The sequence below is a fragment of the Antricoccus suffuscus genome, from assembly GCF_003003235.1.
GTDB classification, from domain to species: domain Bacteria; phylum Actinomycetota; class Actinomycetes; order Mycobacteriales; family Antricoccaceae; genus Antricoccus; species Antricoccus suffuscus.
In genome coordinates this window covers 13,438-29,090 of sequence record NZ_PVUE01000014.1, presented here as the reverse complement: position 1 = coordinate 29,090, position 15,653 = coordinate 13,438, and the positions used below count along the sequence as shown (strand labels likewise).

Annotated in this window: 15 protein-coding genes; 6 read left to right on the top strand and 9 right to left on the bottom strand. The window is 62.5% G+C overall.

The window, feature by feature from the left end; all coding sequences use genetic code 11:
- Positions 1-25: 25 nt before the first annotated feature.
- The gene (locus CLV47_RS15180; RefSeq protein WP_106349914.1) at positions 26-1,048 is read left to right on the top strand and encodes an LLM class flavin-dependent oxidoreductase; all 1,023 of its coding nucleotides are present in this window, start codon (positions 26-28) and stop codon (positions 1,046-1,048) included.
- Positions 1,049-1,084: 36 nt separating this feature from the next.
- Here the strand turns inward: CLV47_RS15180 and CLV47_RS15175 are convergent, their stop codons facing one another.
- From CLV47_RS15175 to CLV47_RS15155, 5 genes are all read right to left on the bottom strand, one after another.
- On the bottom strand, positions 1,085-1,849 hold the full coding sequence (locus CLV47_RS15175) for an ABC transporter permease (protein WP_106349913.1): 765 nt from the start codon (positions 1,847-1,849) through the stop codon (positions 1,085-1,087).
- Positions 1,846-2,670, bottom strand: coding sequence for an ABC transporter ATP-binding protein (locus CLV47_RS15170; protein ID WP_106349912.1), 825 nt, complete (start codon positions 2,668-2,670; stop codon positions 1,846-1,848). The genes CLV47_RS15175 and CLV47_RS15170 overlap by 4 nt, the downstream gene beginning before the upstream one ends.
- A gap of 27 nt (positions 2,671-2,697) precedes the next feature.
- Positions 2,698-3,060, bottom strand: coding sequence for a DUF1048 domain-containing protein (locus tag CLV47_RS15165; protein ID WP_106349911.1), 363 nt, complete (start codon positions 3,058-3,060; stop codon positions 2,698-2,700).
- Positions 3,057-3,413, bottom strand: a complete 357-nt coding sequence (locus CLV47_RS15160; protein WP_106349910.1) for a PadR family transcriptional regulator — start codon at positions 3,411-3,413, stop codon at positions 3,057-3,059. The genes CLV47_RS15165 and CLV47_RS15160 overlap by 4 nt, the downstream gene beginning before the upstream one ends.
- A 221-nt stretch (positions 3,414-3,634) precedes the next feature.
- Positions 3,635-4,492: an MBL fold metallo-hydrolase gene (locus CLV47_RS15155; protein ID WP_106349909.1), complete on the bottom strand. Its 858-nt coding sequence runs from the start codon at positions 4,490-4,492 to the stop codon at positions 3,635-3,637.
- Between the two features lie 186 nt (positions 4,493-4,678).
- Here CLV47_RS15155 and CLV47_RS15150 point away from each other — a divergent pair, with 186 nt between their 5' ends.
- The gene (locus tag CLV47_RS15150) at positions 4,679-5,458 is read left to right on the top strand and encodes an enoyl-CoA hydratase/isomerase family protein (RefSeq protein ID WP_106349908.1); all 780 of its coding nucleotides are present in this window, start codon (positions 4,679-4,681) and stop codon (positions 5,456-5,458) included.
- Positions 5,459-5,586: 128 nt separating this feature from the next.
- Here the strand turns inward: CLV47_RS15150 and CLV47_RS15145 are convergent, their stop codons facing one another.
- From CLV47_RS15145 to CLV47_RS15130, 4 genes are all read right to left on the bottom strand, one after another.
- The gene (locus tag CLV47_RS15145) at positions 5,587-7,113 is read right to left on the bottom strand and encodes an AMP-binding protein (protein ID WP_106349907.1); all 1,527 of its coding nucleotides are present in this window, start codon (positions 7,111-7,113) and stop codon (positions 5,587-5,589) included.
- 129 nt (positions 7,114-7,242) lie between these two features.
- Positions 7,243-7,632, bottom strand: a complete 390-nt coding sequence (locus CLV47_RS15140) for a hypothetical protein (RefSeq protein WP_146135397.1) — start codon at positions 7,630-7,632, stop codon at positions 7,243-7,245.
- On the bottom strand, positions 7,604-7,969 hold the full coding sequence (locus CLV47_RS15135; RefSeq protein WP_106349905.1) for a DsrE family protein: 366 nt from the start codon (positions 7,967-7,969) through the stop codon (positions 7,604-7,606). The genes CLV47_RS15140 and CLV47_RS15135 overlap by 29 nt, the downstream gene beginning before the upstream one ends.
- Before the next feature lie 51 nt (positions 7,970-8,020).
- Positions 8,021-9,601, bottom strand: a complete 1,581-nt coding sequence (locus CLV47_RS15130; protein WP_106349904.1) for an HD domain-containing phosphohydrolase — start codon at positions 9,599-9,601, stop codon at positions 8,021-8,023.
- Between the two features lie 675 nt (positions 9,602-10,276).
- Between CLV47_RS15130 and CLV47_RS15125 the strand changes: the two genes are divergently transcribed.
- The 4 genes from CLV47_RS15125 (at position 10,277) to CLV47_RS15110 (ending at position 15,650) form a co-directional block, all read left to right on the top strand.
- Positions 10,277-11,416 (top strand): metallophosphoesterase, encoded by a 1,140-nt coding sequence (locus CLV47_RS15125; RefSeq protein WP_106349903.1) that lies wholly within the window; start codon positions 10,277-10,279, stop codon positions 11,414-11,416.
- A 118-nt stretch (positions 11,417-11,534) separates the two neighbouring features.
- A complete protein-coding gene (locus tag CLV47_RS15120) occupies positions 11,535-12,320 on the top strand; it encodes a TIGR03084 family metal-binding protein (protein ID WP_106349902.1) in 786 nt (261 codons plus the stop codon).
- Positions 12,317-14,023, top strand: coding sequence for an acyclic terpene utilization AtuA family protein (locus CLV47_RS15115; protein WP_106349901.1), 1,707 nt, complete (start codon positions 12,317-12,319; stop codon positions 14,021-14,023). The genes CLV47_RS15120 and CLV47_RS15115 overlap by 4 nt, the downstream gene beginning before the upstream one ends.
- Before the next feature lie 28 nt (positions 14,024-14,051).
- Positions 14,052-15,650, top strand: coding sequence for an acyl-CoA carboxylase subunit beta (locus CLV47_RS15110; protein WP_106349900.1), 1,599 nt, complete (start codon positions 14,052-14,054; stop codon positions 15,648-15,650).
- The last annotated feature ends 3 nt before the right edge of the window (positions 15,651-15,653 follow it).

Here is a 15,653-nt window from a genome sequence, read left to right as displayed (position 1 = left end):
CTAGGACCGAATAGTTGAATAATACATGAAAAAGATAGGGTTCCTGAACTTTGGCCATTGGACGCCGTCGCCCCACTCGCAGGTGCGGACGGCTTCCGACTCGTTACTCCAATCGATCGACCTTGCCGTCGCGACCGAGGAACTCGGCGCCGACGGCGCCTACTTCCGCGTCCACCACTTCGCGAACCAGCTCTCATCGCCATTTCCCTTGCTGGCCGCGGTCGGTGCCAAGACCTCACGGATCGAGATCGGCACCGGCGTGATCGACATGCGTTACGAGAATCCGCTCTATATGGCCGAGGACGCAGGGTCCGCCGATCTGATAGCCGGGGGCAGACTGCAGCTCGGCATTAGCCGGGGATCACCCGAGCAAGTCATTGATGGGTGGCGCTACTTCGGCTACGAGCCGGCCGATGGTGAGGAGCACGCTGACATGGCGCGCCAACACACCGACGTGCTACTGCAGGTACTTCAGGGCAAGGGATTCGCGCAGCCAAACCCCCGGCCGATGTTCCCCAACCCGCCCGGACTGCTGCGCATCGAACCCCACTCCGAGGGACTGCGCGAGCGGATCTGGTGGGGTGCGGCGTCCGACGCGACCGCCCGATGGGCAGCCAAGCAGGGCATGCACCTGATGAGCTCGACCCTGAAGGCCGACGAGAGCGGTGAGCCGTTCCACGTCCAGCAACGTAAGCAGATCGACGTCTTCCGCAAGGCCTGGTCGGAAGCCGGCCACGCCCACGAGCCACGCGTCTCGGTCAGCCGTTCGATCATGCCGATCACCACTGATCTAGACCGCGCTTACTTCGGCCGCGAGGGGGAGAGCACGGACCAAGTCGGCCAGATCGAGGCGAACCTGCGTGCTGTCTTCGGCCGTACCTACGCCGCCGAGCCGGATGCGCTCATCGAGCAACTTGCCGGAGACGAGGCGATCGCCGCGGCAGACACGTTGCTATTGACGGTCCCCAACCAGCTGGGCGTCGACTACAACGTTCACCTCCTAGAGACAATCATCAAGGACGTCGCTCCTGGGCTGGGCTGGCGTTAGGCTGCCACACTGAGCCACTATTTCCGCAACTCAGCCTCAGCTGATTTTGCGACGGTAAACGGCGATCGCGGAAGCGTAGGCAATGACGAGAATGCCGAGGAGCCAGGCCAGAGCGATCCAGATGTCACTACCGACCGCCTGCTGGGCGAACAGCGCTCGGATGGTGTTCACGATTGAGGTCACGGGCTGATTTTGGGCGAACCAGGCGACCGGGCCCGGCATTGAGTCAGTGGAGACGAACGCCGAGCTGATGAACGGCAAAAAAATCAGTGGGTAGCTGAACGCGCTAGCGCCCTCGATGGACTTTGCCAAGAGTCCTGCGAGGACTGCAATCCAGGTCAACGCGACGGTGACCAGGATCAGAATGCCGGCGACGCCAAGCCACGCGAGCACTGATGCTCCAGTGCGGAACCCCATGATCAGAGCGACGCCGGTGACGATCGCGACCGCGACGACATTCGCGACCAGCGAGGTGAGCACGTGCGCCCAGAGCACACTCGACCGCGCGATCGGCATGGACTGGAAGCGCTCGAAGATGCCGCCCTTCATATCGAGGAATAGTCGGTACGCCGTGTAAGCGATACCGGACGCGATCGTGATCAGCAGGATGCCGGGGAGCATGTAGTTGATGTAGGACTCGTCAGACCCGGTGCGGATCGCGCCGCCCAACACGTACACAAACAACAACATCATGGCGATCGGAGTGATCGCGGTGGTGATGATGGTGTCGGGACTGCGCAGAATGTGGCGTAGCGAGCGGCCGGTCAGGACGCGGGTATCGCCGAGGACATGGGTGGTCATCGTAGTTCCGTTCGCGTTGGGTCCTGGTCGTGGGCAGACTCGTGGTCGACGACGTCCGTGTCGCCGACGAGGGCGAGGAACACATCTTCGAGCGAGGGCTGTTTCTGGACATACTCGACCTTGGCAGGGGGCAGGAGCGCCTTGAGTTCGGTGAGGGTTCCATTTTGGATGATCGTGCCCTTGTGCAGGATCGCGATCCGGTCGGCTAACTGTTCGGCCTCGTCCAAGTACTGCGTCGTCAGTAACACTGTCGTACCCTTGCCGGCGAGTTGCTTGATGGTCTCCCAGACGTCGATGCGGCCCTGGGGGTCGAGCCCCGTCGTAGGCTCGTCAAGGAAGATGATCGGCGGATTCCCGATCAGGCTCATCGCGATATCGAGTCGACGTCTCATGCCGCCCGAGTACGCCGATGCCTTGCGCTTTCCAGCATCCGTGAGTGAGAAGCGGGCTAGCAGGTCGTCGGCAATCACCCCCGGGTTCTTCAAATGACGCAAGCGGGCGACCAGCACGAGGTTCTCTCGACCGGTGAGCATTTCATCGACCGCCGCGAACTGGCCGGTCAGGCTGATCGACTCGCGCACGCTGCCGGGCTTAGCGGCGATGTCGAAGCCGTGCACCGTGGCAGTGCCCGCGTCGGACTTCAGTAGGGTGGAGAGGATCCGGACCAGCGTGGTCTTACCCGCGCCGTTCGAGCCGAGCAGCGCGAAGATGCTCCCCGCCTTCACATCGAAGTCGACGCCCTGCAGCACGCGCAGGTCTTTGAACGACTTCGCGATGCCCTGCACCCGGATCGCGGGCTCGAGGGCCAAGTCGGTGGTCATTTCCGATACTCCTGATACTCCCTCTGCTTAGGCATCGCCGGCGGCCTGATCTATCGCGTCGGTCAAGCGCTTACGTTCCTTGTTGACCCACTGGCCGTCCGAATAGTTCGCGATGAATGTCTCCGCGAACTCCACCGGGTCGTCCCCGACGATGGCGCGGATCGGGGTGCCATCGGCGGCGGACTGCTCGATGAGGTCCGCGAGATCGTCGAGCATTTGCATGAGTACGTCGCCCTTGACGATTGCTCCTGCATACATGAAGTAGCGCTCGAGTCCGTCGATCGCAGTTCGGTAGCTAGCGGGGAGCTGTTCCTTGCGCGCCTTATATTGGCGCCAACGCTTCTTGTCCTCGAACGAGCCCGTAATCTGCTCTATCCATTTGGCGGTCATGGTTTCTGTCCTTTTCCGTTCGGGTGGTCGATGTGGTGGCGGAGCAGCTCGATACGTTCGGCCAGGAAACTCCAGCTCTTCCAGAACTCCTCGAGATATTGGCCGCCTGAGACGTTCAGCGAGTAAACCTTGCGCGGCGGTCCCTTCTCGGACGGCACCTTCGCCACATCCACGAGGCCGCGCTGCTCGATCCTGACCAGCAGCGCATAAATGGTGCCCTCGACGATGTCGGAGAAGCCCTGCTCGCGCAGCCGCGCCGTGATCTCGTAGCCGTACGCCGGCTGCACAGTCAGGATCGCGAGGACGACGCCTTCGAGCGTGCCCTTGAGCATCTCGGTCATCTGCTTGCTCATCGACCCACCTCCACTACTCAGTGTTACTGACTACCACTAGATAGTAACACTGAATACCGCCGGTGCAAGGCCAGTTAGAGCGAAGGCCAGTTGGCGCGAAGGTCTGACTTAGGAGATCGATAGGCTCAACGCATGGGAGCCATTCGGGGTGTTGTCATCGCGTTCGGATCCACCGGGCTCACCGGTCCGAAGGCGCCAGAAAGCCCCTAATTAGCTACCTATCAGTGGCGCAGTCCGGGCCGGTACTCCCGCCGTTCGCCCACCCGAACGACCTCACCCCACCCTGGGTGCTGCCAATGGCCGCCCATCACGAGCAGTTGATCGTCAGCCGCGAGGTCATAAAGCTTGTCCCGAGTGCGGCTAGCCAGTTCCGTGTCAACGTCCATCGGTGATGCCCAGTCGGAGTGCGTCACTTGAAACGGGTGGTGACATAAGTCGCCGATGATCAGGGCGCGTTCCGGACCGTCGCCAATGACGACTGCGACGTGACCAGGAGTGTGGCCAGGTGTGGCGATGAACCCGATCGTGTCGAAGAACCGAGTTTCCGGGCCGATCAGCAGTAGTCGTCCCGCCTCGCGAACCGGTAACATGCATTCGCGCAATACGACATTTCCCGGATCGTCGAGCCTTTCGGGCGCCATCCAGTAGTCCCATTCGTCGCGCTGGACGGCGAATCGCGCGTTCGGAAAGAAGATCTCCGCATGGCCGTTCGCGTTCGGGTAGGTATTCCAGCCGACGTGATCGACGTGTAGGTGGGTGTGGATGACGAGGTCGATGTCACCCGGCCGAACGCCTGCCTCTTCGAGGGCTGCATCCAGTCGCCCAGTGGGGAAGCCCTTGCGCTTTCTCGGGCCGATTCCGGAATCAATCAGGGCGAGACCTTTAGGGGTCTTCACGAGGTAGCAGGTGACAGCACCGGTGCACAGACCGCGTTCGTTGAGAGTGTCGCGGTACTCCGCCTTCAGCTCGGCGGCGTGGTCGGGGGACAGGAACGCAAGATCCTGCAGGAACGGTGCATCGAGCAGGGCCGTGACGTCGGCAGCGCCAACATTAGCTGTGTGCAACGTGGAACCTTTCATGAGGGTTTCCCGGATTGCATCTCACCTAGCGACCGTACCGCGGCGGCTCACGTGTCGCGTGCGGCTGGGGGACAGCGGAGACATGGATATCGGGTAACGGCGCCTTGGCTCATCCCGCGGCCCCAGCACCGATGCTCGGGCGGATGCCGACTTGGTCAGAACTGCCCGAGGTCGTAGGGTCCGTTAATGGAATTCGAAACAATCGACGTATCAATTGACGGCCCACGGGGTGCATTAACCCTGAACCGCCCGGACAAACTCAACCCGCTCTCGCCGTTGACGCTTCGTGAGATCGAGCGGGCAGCCCGTTGGTTCGATGAGCATGACGACCTGAAAGTCGTCGTCGTGTCCGGTCGAGGGCGCGCGTTTTCGGCCGGTGCGGATGTCGCCGCATTCGGGCTCGCGAAGAATACCGGACGAACGCCGCGCGACGACGCCGACAACGGTTGGCGGATGGCGCGCGCGATGGACGAGATGCGGGCCGTTGCGGTCGCCAAGATCCGTGGATGGTGCGTCGGTGGCGGCCTTGTCCTCGCCGGTGTGTGCGACCTGCGCGTTGCCGCGAGTGACACTCGATTCTCGATTCCCGAAGTGGAGTTAGGCATCCCATTGGCATGGGGCGGTATCCCACGGTTAGTGCGTGAGATCGGTCCGGCACTGACCAAAGAGTTGGTCATGACGTGTCGCGAGTTCGGGCCGGACGAGGCAAAGGCGGCCGGATTCCTCAACCGCGTCGTCGAGCCGGACCAGCTGGACGACGAGGTCGAGAAGTTGGTACATAACCTGCTCCGCATGCCTAAGCTCGCGCTACTCGCCACCAAGGTCCACACCAATGCCGTCACCGAGTCGATGGTCGGCACGGCACGCAGCTGGGCAGACGGCGACGGTCTTTTGTCTGGATTGAGCGACGACGAATGCGAGGCGTCCCGGCAGAAGTACATGCAACGCGTCCGCGACAAGCACTAACCGGTTTCAACAGAATCAACGTTCGTGTACACCCGCGGCGCGGTTATCAAACGGTCGCTTCTTGCCCGGCCGCCGGCGTACCAGCTGCTCCCGTCGTGGTCGCGCGGAATCTACGTTGTTCGCGGAACTCAGGTGCCGACGTACGCCTCTCTGACCCTTGACCGGCTGATCTTTCCCGTGGCCATGCGCGGCAGTTCCTCAGTGATCTCGATCCGGCTCGGTTGCTTGTACTTCGCCAACCTGCCCTGACAAAACCGCATCAGTTCCTCAGAAAGCTCGCCCCACTCAGCCTCGTCCGTCGGTTGCACGATGGCGACAACCCGCTGGCCCCACTCCTCATCAGGTACCCCGATGACGACGACGTCGACGACCGACGGATGCTCCACGAGGACGAATTCGATCTCGGCAGGATATATGTTCACGCCGCCGGACAGGATCAGGTCGGTACGCCGATCCAGGACGAACAGCCGCCCTTGCTCGTCGAGTTTGCCGATGTCACCGATGAGGAGGGCATTGCCGTCCCAGGTCGCCGCGGTCTTGTCCGGGTCCTTGACGTAATCGAACGGTGTGCTGCCGAGGCTGTAGATCAACCCTTCGACACCGGGCTCGGCGGGCTCGCCGTCCGCACCCCTGATTTGGATCTGCCAGCCCGGTCGTGCCGCGCCAACCGTCCCTGGCGCGTCAAGCCATTGCTTGGAATTGACGGTGGTGACCACAGAACTCTCGGTCGAACCGTAAAACTCCTCGAGCACCGGGCCCCACCATTCGATCATTGCTTGCTTGACCGAGACCGGACACGGGGCGCCCGCATGCACCACGGCACGAATCGTCGAGGAATCGAATCGTTTCCGCGTGTCGTCTGGGAGCCGCAGCAACCGCTGGAACATGGTTGGCACCATGAATGATTCGGTCATACCGATCCGCTGTGCGAACTCAAGGAACGTCTCGGCATCGAACCGGGACGCAGGCGGGAACGCGATGGTGACACCGCGCCCGAGAGCACTGAGGGTCAGCGCGTTGGGCGCCGAGTGATACATCGGCGCGGCGACGACATGTACACCCGGCTCGGTGGTGAGGTTGAGCATCTCCCAGGTCTCGCGGCCGAGTTCGGATTCGGCCTGCGGTGTGAGACCGGAGAGTGCGCGTTTGATCCCCTTTGGCTTGCCGGTGGTGCCGGAACTGTAGAACATCACCGAACCGCTCAGGCGGCGCTGCGGCGGATCTGTCGGTTTAGCGGCCCAGACCTTCGACCAGGCGGATTCGGACTGAGGATCCCCAGTCGTATAGATCCGATCAGAGCCGGGGAGCCCCGCTTCGTCGGCGGCCTCCCGGACCGTCGGGAGCAGATCGGCGTTCGTCAGCACGAGCTTCGGTTCGGAGTTTCCTAGGATGTAGGCGATTTCGGGCGCGGTGAGATGTCGGTTCACCGGTACGACGTAGCGCTCGGTGCTGAGACAGGCGAGCTCAAGGGGAAGGTACTCCCACTCGTTGGGTAGGACTATCGCGACGGCGTCGCCGCGCCCCACACCCAGCTCGTCGAGCGCGTGAATAATTTGGTTCACCTGGTTCGACAATTCTCCGAAGGTGAGGCGCACCTCGTCTCCGACGATCGCGAGACGATCCGGGTCACTCTCGGCGTACGAATACCAGGTCATTGGCTGAGCTCCTTCCGACGGACAATTCTGTTTGATTCTTAACCACACGAAGTAAATTTGCTAGGGCAAAGGAACTATGAATCGTCCGCGTCGTTCGCGGCCGGGACCTGGCATCGCATTTTGGCTTGCTCAGCTCGGTCGGAAACCGCTGCACACCAGTCGCAGGTCTGTAATCTGGCCGTCTGTCTCGGCGTAGTAGATAACCTGCTCAATCACCGACGGACCCGATTCGAGCTCGACGCTTAGCCGATAGCTGACCTTCTTCACATCACCCACGCTGTCAGTCGCCAGCGAGGTCATCTCGGTGACCTGTTTGTCGGGTCCGAACCAGGTGCCCAGAATGATGTCGACCGCTCCCACCGCGGTCTCGGCATCCCAGAACCGGCGTGGTGTGACCGCTCGGAATGTCACGGGCGTCGACAGCACGCGGCGAAGCGCTTCGGCGTCCTGCGCGGCTATCGCGTATGCGATTTCGGCTCCAAGAGCGCGGTCAGTAACTGAATGTGTTGGCTGGTTCATCGCCGATCCACCCCCACATCGGCACACTGCCACCGAGTTCTGCGTTACTTACCAGATCTCCCTTGTCAAGGTGCTTGGCGTCGAAACAGATCGGGCAGACAAGGAACTCGCCCCTGGCTTCGGAGTACCTCCGCATCAGGTCCTCCAGCGGTGGACATCCCTCGCACGCCGTGCCGCGGGCGACATCGCTGACCGCAAGACGCACGGCCTCCTTGGTGAGGAACATCAGCGTAGGGCGCTCGCCTTCGGCCGACCCGACGGCGACGAGGAAGGCAACGGCAACCTTCTCCGCGTCCTCCAGCCCGGTGCTAAGACTGATCACTGACTTGGTCTTCATGTGCAACTCCCTTTTCTCACCACCGATCGTGGCAGGGGAGGGAGCATCCAGTCATGGGGCAGTTGCCCCATCTTCGATCGTGCCAACGATGCCTCGCTCGAGCGCGAAGAGTACGGCGCCGGTGCGGTTGGTAACCCCGGCCTTCAGGTAGACATGCTCGAGGTGGTTGCGCACGGTCTTGGCGCTGATGCATAAGCGTTGGGCGATCTGGGAGTTCGTGAAGCCTTGCGCGAGTAGACCCAAGACCTCGACTTCGCGCGCGGTCAGCCCGGCCGGGCCCGACGTACGCCGGCCAGTGCGGTGGCCCGCGACCGAGAGGACGGCGTCAACAGCCGTTGGGTCGAGCCGTCCGGCATCAGCCTCGCCACGAAGCCGCGTCGCGGCGGCTTCGGCCGCTCGCGCGGGCCGATGCGGTCGGTGCTCGAGCGAGCCGCGATAGCTGTCCGCGGCAGCGAGAATGCGGTGGGTAATCGGCAGAGCGGATCCGTGCAGGCCGCGGGGATAGCCTGACCCATCGAGACGTTCGCGATGTGCCTCGGCGACGGCGGTTACGCTCTTTAGACCTTGAACTCGATTGAGGACTCGCCCGGTCAGATATGGATACAGCCGGATCCTTTCCCAGTCGGACTCGGACAGCGGCGCCGACCTCTCCCATAGCGAGTTCGGCACACCCATGCGCCCGAGGTCGTGTACGAGCCCGGCCCGACGTACGACGTCCGTATCGGCAGAGCCAAGTCCCATGCGTGTCGCCGCGGCCGCGGCCAGTTCGGCAACTGCGCGCGAGTGCCCAACGGTGAATGGGCACTTCAGGTCGGCGAAGTCACCGATGGCGCCGAGCAGCGAGTCCAGGTCCGCGCCACGGAGCACCACACCGTCGTCCGGCGCGAGCTCAAGAGCTCGCGCCCACACGTCCTGGTCGGGGAGCGCGTTGATCCGGTCCCGACATTTTGCAAGTGCATGCACCAGCAGCGGGTCGAATTGCCGACCGCTGCGATCCCGGGCCATTGCGAGTGCACCGGACGTACCGCGTGTCCGCAGATGTACCTCGCAGGTCTCCGCCAACTGGACGATCCGTGTCGGTAGGGGGATTTGGTCGCCGCGCAGCCCACTCGGAAGCCCGCTGCCATCCCATCGTTCGAAGGCGCACGCGACGGCGTCTGCGACCGTACGATCAAGCCCGATCCGCTGCGCCATGAGGCCCGCGGACAAGCAATGCGAGTGGATCAGCGCGGCCATCTGGGCGCGGGGAGCCATCAGCAGGGTGAACAGCAGTAGCGCGCGCGTGCCGATGGGCTGTGCAGAACCGGTGCGCTGCAGCAGATATCTCATGTAGGGCAGGCCGGACCAGTCGACCTGATAACTATCCCGCCGCATGGCGAGGTCGTCACCGAACCATCGACTGAACTCGTGCGAGTCCGCATGGCAACCGATCCACAGCACCAGATTCGTGTAGTAGACCGTGGCGCGTTCGTCGTCGGAGAGATTCAACTCGTCTGCGAGCATCGAGGCAAGCAACGACGATCGCAAAACGTGTTCCATCGGCAACCCGAGCCCCAGGTCGATAGAGATCGAGAGAGCCGCCAGGACCTCGGCCCGGCGAGCCTCGGAACTCGGTGAACCTCGTGCCACCATGGCAATAGTCTGGCACAAATTCTGACCATGGCTGCCACGCTGACGGCAGATGCAAGAAAGCCCCCGGCAGTGGTGGCGCTGAATCGTGCAACAGATGCAATAGTATCCAGTTTGAATGTCATAATGTCGATTATCGGCGTACTTCATACGCAGGCGCAAAGCGGTCCGATTCATCATTCCGTCACTTTGTGCCGTCCTTAGCCGATGACGCCGAGCCTCTTGCGGCGATGACCAGACTGACGTGTTGACCTTCGAGTTGTCGGATCGCCTCGGCTTGCTACCGGGCGCTCGGCTCGGCGCCTCAGCTCGATTCGGCGCCGTGGCCGAATGCGATGGCTGCATCGCAAGGCCTTCCGACGCGGATGTCGCGCCGCCGGCAGAACTTCGCCACCGAGGGTGTCCGACCTAGATCAAACCGGGTCACCTAGATACGTCACTGTGACGTATCTAGGTGACCCGGTTTGATCGACAGAATCATGGGTCAAGGTCGAGTTGTCGGGCAGGCCGGTTGGATGGCCCGATGACCCAAGTCTGACGCGTGCGCATACGCCCACCGGACCGGCTGTTGTGAATCGCTGGCCCGTTGCGGCGCGACCTGGTGGAAACTCGACGCGGCTCACACTCGAATCGCCGTACTCTTTGTGGAGACCTGTAGGTACTTAGTTAGAGGTGTTAATGACACGCGGCCGGTTGCTGATCTTTATCGGTGTCCTCTTCATCGTGTCGGCCATCTTGCATGTCATGCCTCTATGGATCGTCGTACTTGCACCGATTTGGTCGACTCCGGTGAAAGTCGCCGGCATCGTCATTCTGTGTGTCGGCGCATTGGCTATGCCGATACTGATGATTTTCGGGCACGGGCAGAAACGCGATCTGCCGGCACTGATCGGTGATGTCTGGCTCGGTGCGGTCTGGCAGTTCTTCGTGTGGTCCGTCATCTGTGAGTTCGTTGGATTCATCGCATGGGCGTTCGGCGCGGATCATGGCGCCCGCGAACGATACGTCGCCCTGGCGTGCGTGGTAATCGTCGCAGGACTGCTGGCCGGCGGCGCAATTACTGCCCTTGGACGCGTCGGCATTCGTCACGTGACGATACGATTGGATCGGCTCCCCCAAGAATTCGACGGCCGCACGATCGCGCACATTACTGATACGCATCTGTCACTAGCGCTCGGTGAGCGCTGGATGACGCGCATCGTCCAGCAGGTCAATTCACTCTCCCCCGACATCGTCTGCCACACCGGCGATCTCGCGGACGGCGATGTTGCCCGACGTACGGACGCGGTCAGCGCGCTCGGCGAGATCCGCGCTCCCCTAGGCCGGTTCTACATCACCGGAAACCACGAATACCTGTCCGACGCCGCCTACTGGGTCGCGCACATGCGCAAGCTCGGCTGGACGGTCCTGCAGAATGCGCACGCAATGGTGCGCATCGGTGAGGCGAATCTGGCGATGGTCGGCATCAACGACCTGACAGCTCCCGGTAACGACGCCGCATCGGACCGTCCGGATATCGACAAGGCCGTACAAGGTATCCCGGCGGGCACTCGAACGGTTTTGCTGGCGCATCAGCCGAAGCAAGTACGAGACGCCGTACACCAGGAGCTGGACCTTCAATTGTCGGGCCACACACATGGTGGTCAGATCTGGCCGTTCCATTATCTGGTGCGCGCGGAGCAAGGCGCATTGTCTGGACTATCTCGTCCTGGGCCGAGCACCCAGCTGTACATCAGTCGCGGTACGGGCTTTTGGGGACCGCCGTTTCGGATTGGCGCGCCACCGGAGATCGCGCTGATCACGCTGCGACGCGCGTAGGTCGGCCTCCGCGCATCGATTAGATATCTAAGCGCGCGGATAAAACAATCAGGCGTGCTTGCTTTTGTCGTGTGGTGATGCGACGATTCGGTGGTACCGACGTCAGGGAGGACGCTCGATGGCAGATCTCGCCAGCATTGTTAATGACCTCGTCGCTGAAGGCGACGATCTCGATAGCATCGTGGCAGGACTACAACCCGACCAATGGCGTACCTCGACTCCTGCGCCCGGGTGGACCGTCGCGCACCAGATCGCCCATCTTCGGTGGACCGATCGCGCCAGCGTCAAGGCGGCGACCGATCCCGACGCGTTCAAGGAGATCCTGACCCAGTCGCAATCGCAGCCCAACCTCGTCGATGTCGACGCTGCAAATGGCGCGAGAGAAGATCCTGCCGAGCTACTGGCGACGTGGCGTGAGACTCGCCGAGACATCGCCGATGTGCTGCTGGCGACGAAATCCGGCGAGAAGCTTCCCTGGTTCGGCCCGCCGATGAACGCGGTATCCATGGCGACAGCGCGACTGATGGAAACCTGGGCACACGGGCAAGACGTCGCCGACGGGCTCGGCCTTGAGCGCACGCCGACCGATCGACTCAAGAATGTCGCCCACATCGCATACCGCGCACGGGGTTTCGCGTATATGACTAACAACCTGACGCCGCCGGACAGCACTGTGTACCTCGAGCTCGCCGGTCCGTCCGGCGAGCTGTGGACGTGGGGTGACCCTCACGACGACCAGTCGGTCAAGGGCAGCGCACTCGACTTCTGTCTGCTTGCCGTTCAACGTCGGCACCGCAATGACTGCGACGTCACGGCCAACGGCGCCGAGGCCGATCACTGGCTCGAGATCATCCAAGCGTTCGCCGGTCCGCCCGGCGCAAAACGAGAAGAGGCACACGCATGAGTACGTCGACACCCGACGTGATTCGAATCGGCAACTGCTCGGCGTTCTACGGCGATCGGTTATCGGCGTTCGAGGAGATGCTGACCGGTGGAGACCTCGACGTATTGACCGGCGACTACCTCGCCGAGCTGACGATGCTGATCCTCGGGCGCGACAAGCTCAAGGACGCCGACACCGGTTACGCCAAGACTTTCCTGCGTCAGATGGAAAGTTCGATGGGCACGGCGCTGGATCGCAATACCAAGATCGTCGTCAACGCCGGCGGGGTCAATCCCGAGGGCCTCGGCGAGGCGTTGCACAAGGTCGCCGCCGAGCTCGGTTTGTCGCCGAAGATCGGCGTCGTATACGGCGATGACGTGATGGACCGCGCCGAGGACCTCGGCGTACACGATGCTTTGACCGCGAATGCCTACCTGGGTGGCTGGGGCATCGCCGAGTGCCTCGCAGCGGGCTCGGACATCGTGGTTACCGGCCGGGTAACCGACGCGTCGCTTGTTGTCGGACCAGCGGCCTGGCGGTTCGACTGGCAGCGTGATGACTTCGACAAGCTTGCTGGTGCCATCGCGGCAGGACACATCATCGAGTGCGGTACGCAGGCGACCGGCGGCAACTTCTCCTTCTTCGACGAGATCGAGGACATGACTAGCCCGGGCTACCCGATTGCGGAGGTACGCGCGGACGGCTCATGCATCATCACCAAGCACGACGGGACCGGCGGGGCAGTCACCGTCGAAACGGTGACTGCCCAGCTGCTCTACGAAGTAGGCAACGCCCGCTATGCGAACCCCGACGCAACGTTGCGACTGGATTCCATTAAGTTGCGCCAAGACGGCAAAGACCGGGTGGAGGTCAGCGGCGTGCGAGGTGAGGCGCCACCGCCGACGTACAAGGTGTGCGCCAACATCATCGGTGGCCACCGCAACGAGATGAGCTTCATCTTGACCGGACTCAACATCGACGCGAAGGCCGAGTTGATCAAGAACCAGTTCGAGGCGCACCTGCAAAAGCGTCCCGCGGAGATGTCCTGGACCCTCGCACGCACCGACCACTCGGACAGCGCAAGCGAGGAGGAAGCCAGCGCGTTCCTGCACCTCGATGCGCGCGATCCGGATCCCAAGCTCATCGGCCGGTCATTCTCCAACACCGGTGTCGAGATCGCGTTGGCGAGCATTCCCGGGTTCCACACCACGGCCCCGCCGCAAGGTTCGCAGCCGTACGGCGTGCTCGTTCCAGCGACAATCCCGGCGACCGAGATCGAGCACCAGGCCCTGCTGCCAGACGGAACAACGAAGATCATCGAACCAACCACCACAACTCTCGAACTAGTCGACGTACCCGACGACTACAGCGCGCCGCCGCTCAGCGACCAGCCGACGACACGCGCCGCACTCGGGACGATTGCCGGCGCCCGCAGCGGTGACAAGGGCGGTTCAGCCAACGTGGGCGTGTGGGTACGTCGCGAAGAAGCCTGGCCCTGGCTCGCGCAGACCCTGACCGTCGACAAAGTTCGCGAACTGCTTCCAGAAGCGGCCGACCTGACAATCCGCCGGCAGCCGCTACCCAACCTGAATGCCGTCAACTTCGTCATCGAGGGCATCCTCGGCCTCGGCGTCGCGCAGAAAGCACGCTTCGACGCGCAAGCCAAAGCGATTGGCGAATGGCTTCGTTCCCGAGTCGTGGACATCCCGGACTCGCTGCTATGAGCGGCGTACGTCGACAGAAAGGACGCCAATGAGCGTTATCCGCACCGCGATCGACGATAAGTCTGATCTGTACCAGGCAAATCGCGAGTCTATGGAGGACAAGCTACGTCAACTGCACGAGCAGCACGATATCGCTGTCGCGGGCGGCGGTGAGCGCTACATCGCGCGGCACCGCAAACGCGGGCGCCTGCTGGCACGCGAGCGGATCAACCTCGTTCTCGATGAGGACTCGGCATTCTTAGAGCTCTCGCCACTCGCGGGGTACGGCAGCAAGTTCACCGTCGGGGCGAGTGTTGTTACCGGGATCGGTGTCGTCGAGGGCGTCGAGTGCGTTCTCGTCGCGCACGACCCAACGGTCAAGGGCGGTACGACGAATCCGTGGACGATGAAGAAGTCGCTGCGCGCCAACGACATCGCACTGAAGAATCGCATGCCGCTGATCAGTCTGGTCGAATCGGGCGGCGCGGATCTGCCTACTCAGAAGGACATCTTCATACCGGGTGGCCAAAGCTTCCGAGACCTGACCCGGTTGTCCGCGGCCGGCATCCCGACAATCGCATTGGTTTTTGGCAACTCGACAGCCGGCGGCGCCTACATCCCCGGCATGTCCGATTTTGTCGTCATGGTCGACCAACAGGCAAAAGTGTTTCTCGGCGGTCCGCCTCTGGTGAAGATGGCCACCGGCGAGGATGCCGACGAGCAGTCGCTCGGCGGCGCACAGATGCACGCCCGGACAACCGGACTGGCGGACTTCTTCGCCGTGGACGAGCATGACTGCGTGCGCATAGGCCGCAACATCGTCAAGCGACTGAACTGGAAGAAGAAGGGACCGGCGCCGATCGGCGAAGGTCTGCCGCCGCGGTACGACGAAGAGGAGTTGCTTGGCATCGCGCCCAGCGACCTCAAGGTTCCCTTTGATCCCAGGGAAGTGCTGGCGCGATTCGTCGACGACTCCGACTTCGATGAGTACAAGCCGCTATACGGCACAAGCCTGGTCACCGGATGGGCGCAGTTGGGCGGTTACCCGATCGGGATACTTGCCAATGCCCGCGGCGTACTTTTCAGCGAGGAGGCACACAAGGCCACGCAGTTCATCCAGCTGGCCAACCGTGCAAATACGCCGCTGATCTTCATGCACAACACGACCGGATACATGGTCGGAGAGAAATACGAGCAAGGCGGCATCGTCAAACACGGCTCGATGATGATCAACGCGGTCTCCAACTCAACCGTCCCACACATCTCACTGATCATGGGTTCGTCGTACGGCGCAGGCAACTACGGAATGTGCGGCCGGGCCTACGACCCGCGGTTCCTATTCGCCTGGCCGAGCGCAAAGTCGGCGGTGATGGGTCCGGCGCAGCTTGCGGGCGTGCTGTCCATCGTGGGCCGGGCATCGGCCCAGGGACGCGGCGAGGTGTACGACGAGGAGCAAGACGCGGCGATGCGAGCAGCCGTCGAGGCCCAGATCGAAGCCGAGTCACTACCGATGTTCATGTCGGGCCACGTGTACGACGACGGCCTCATCGATCCGCGTGACACCCGTACCGTGCTGGGGCTTTGCCTGTCGGCTATCCACAACGGCCCCGTCGAAGGTGCCAGTGGCTATGGCATCTTCCGGATGTAGAGG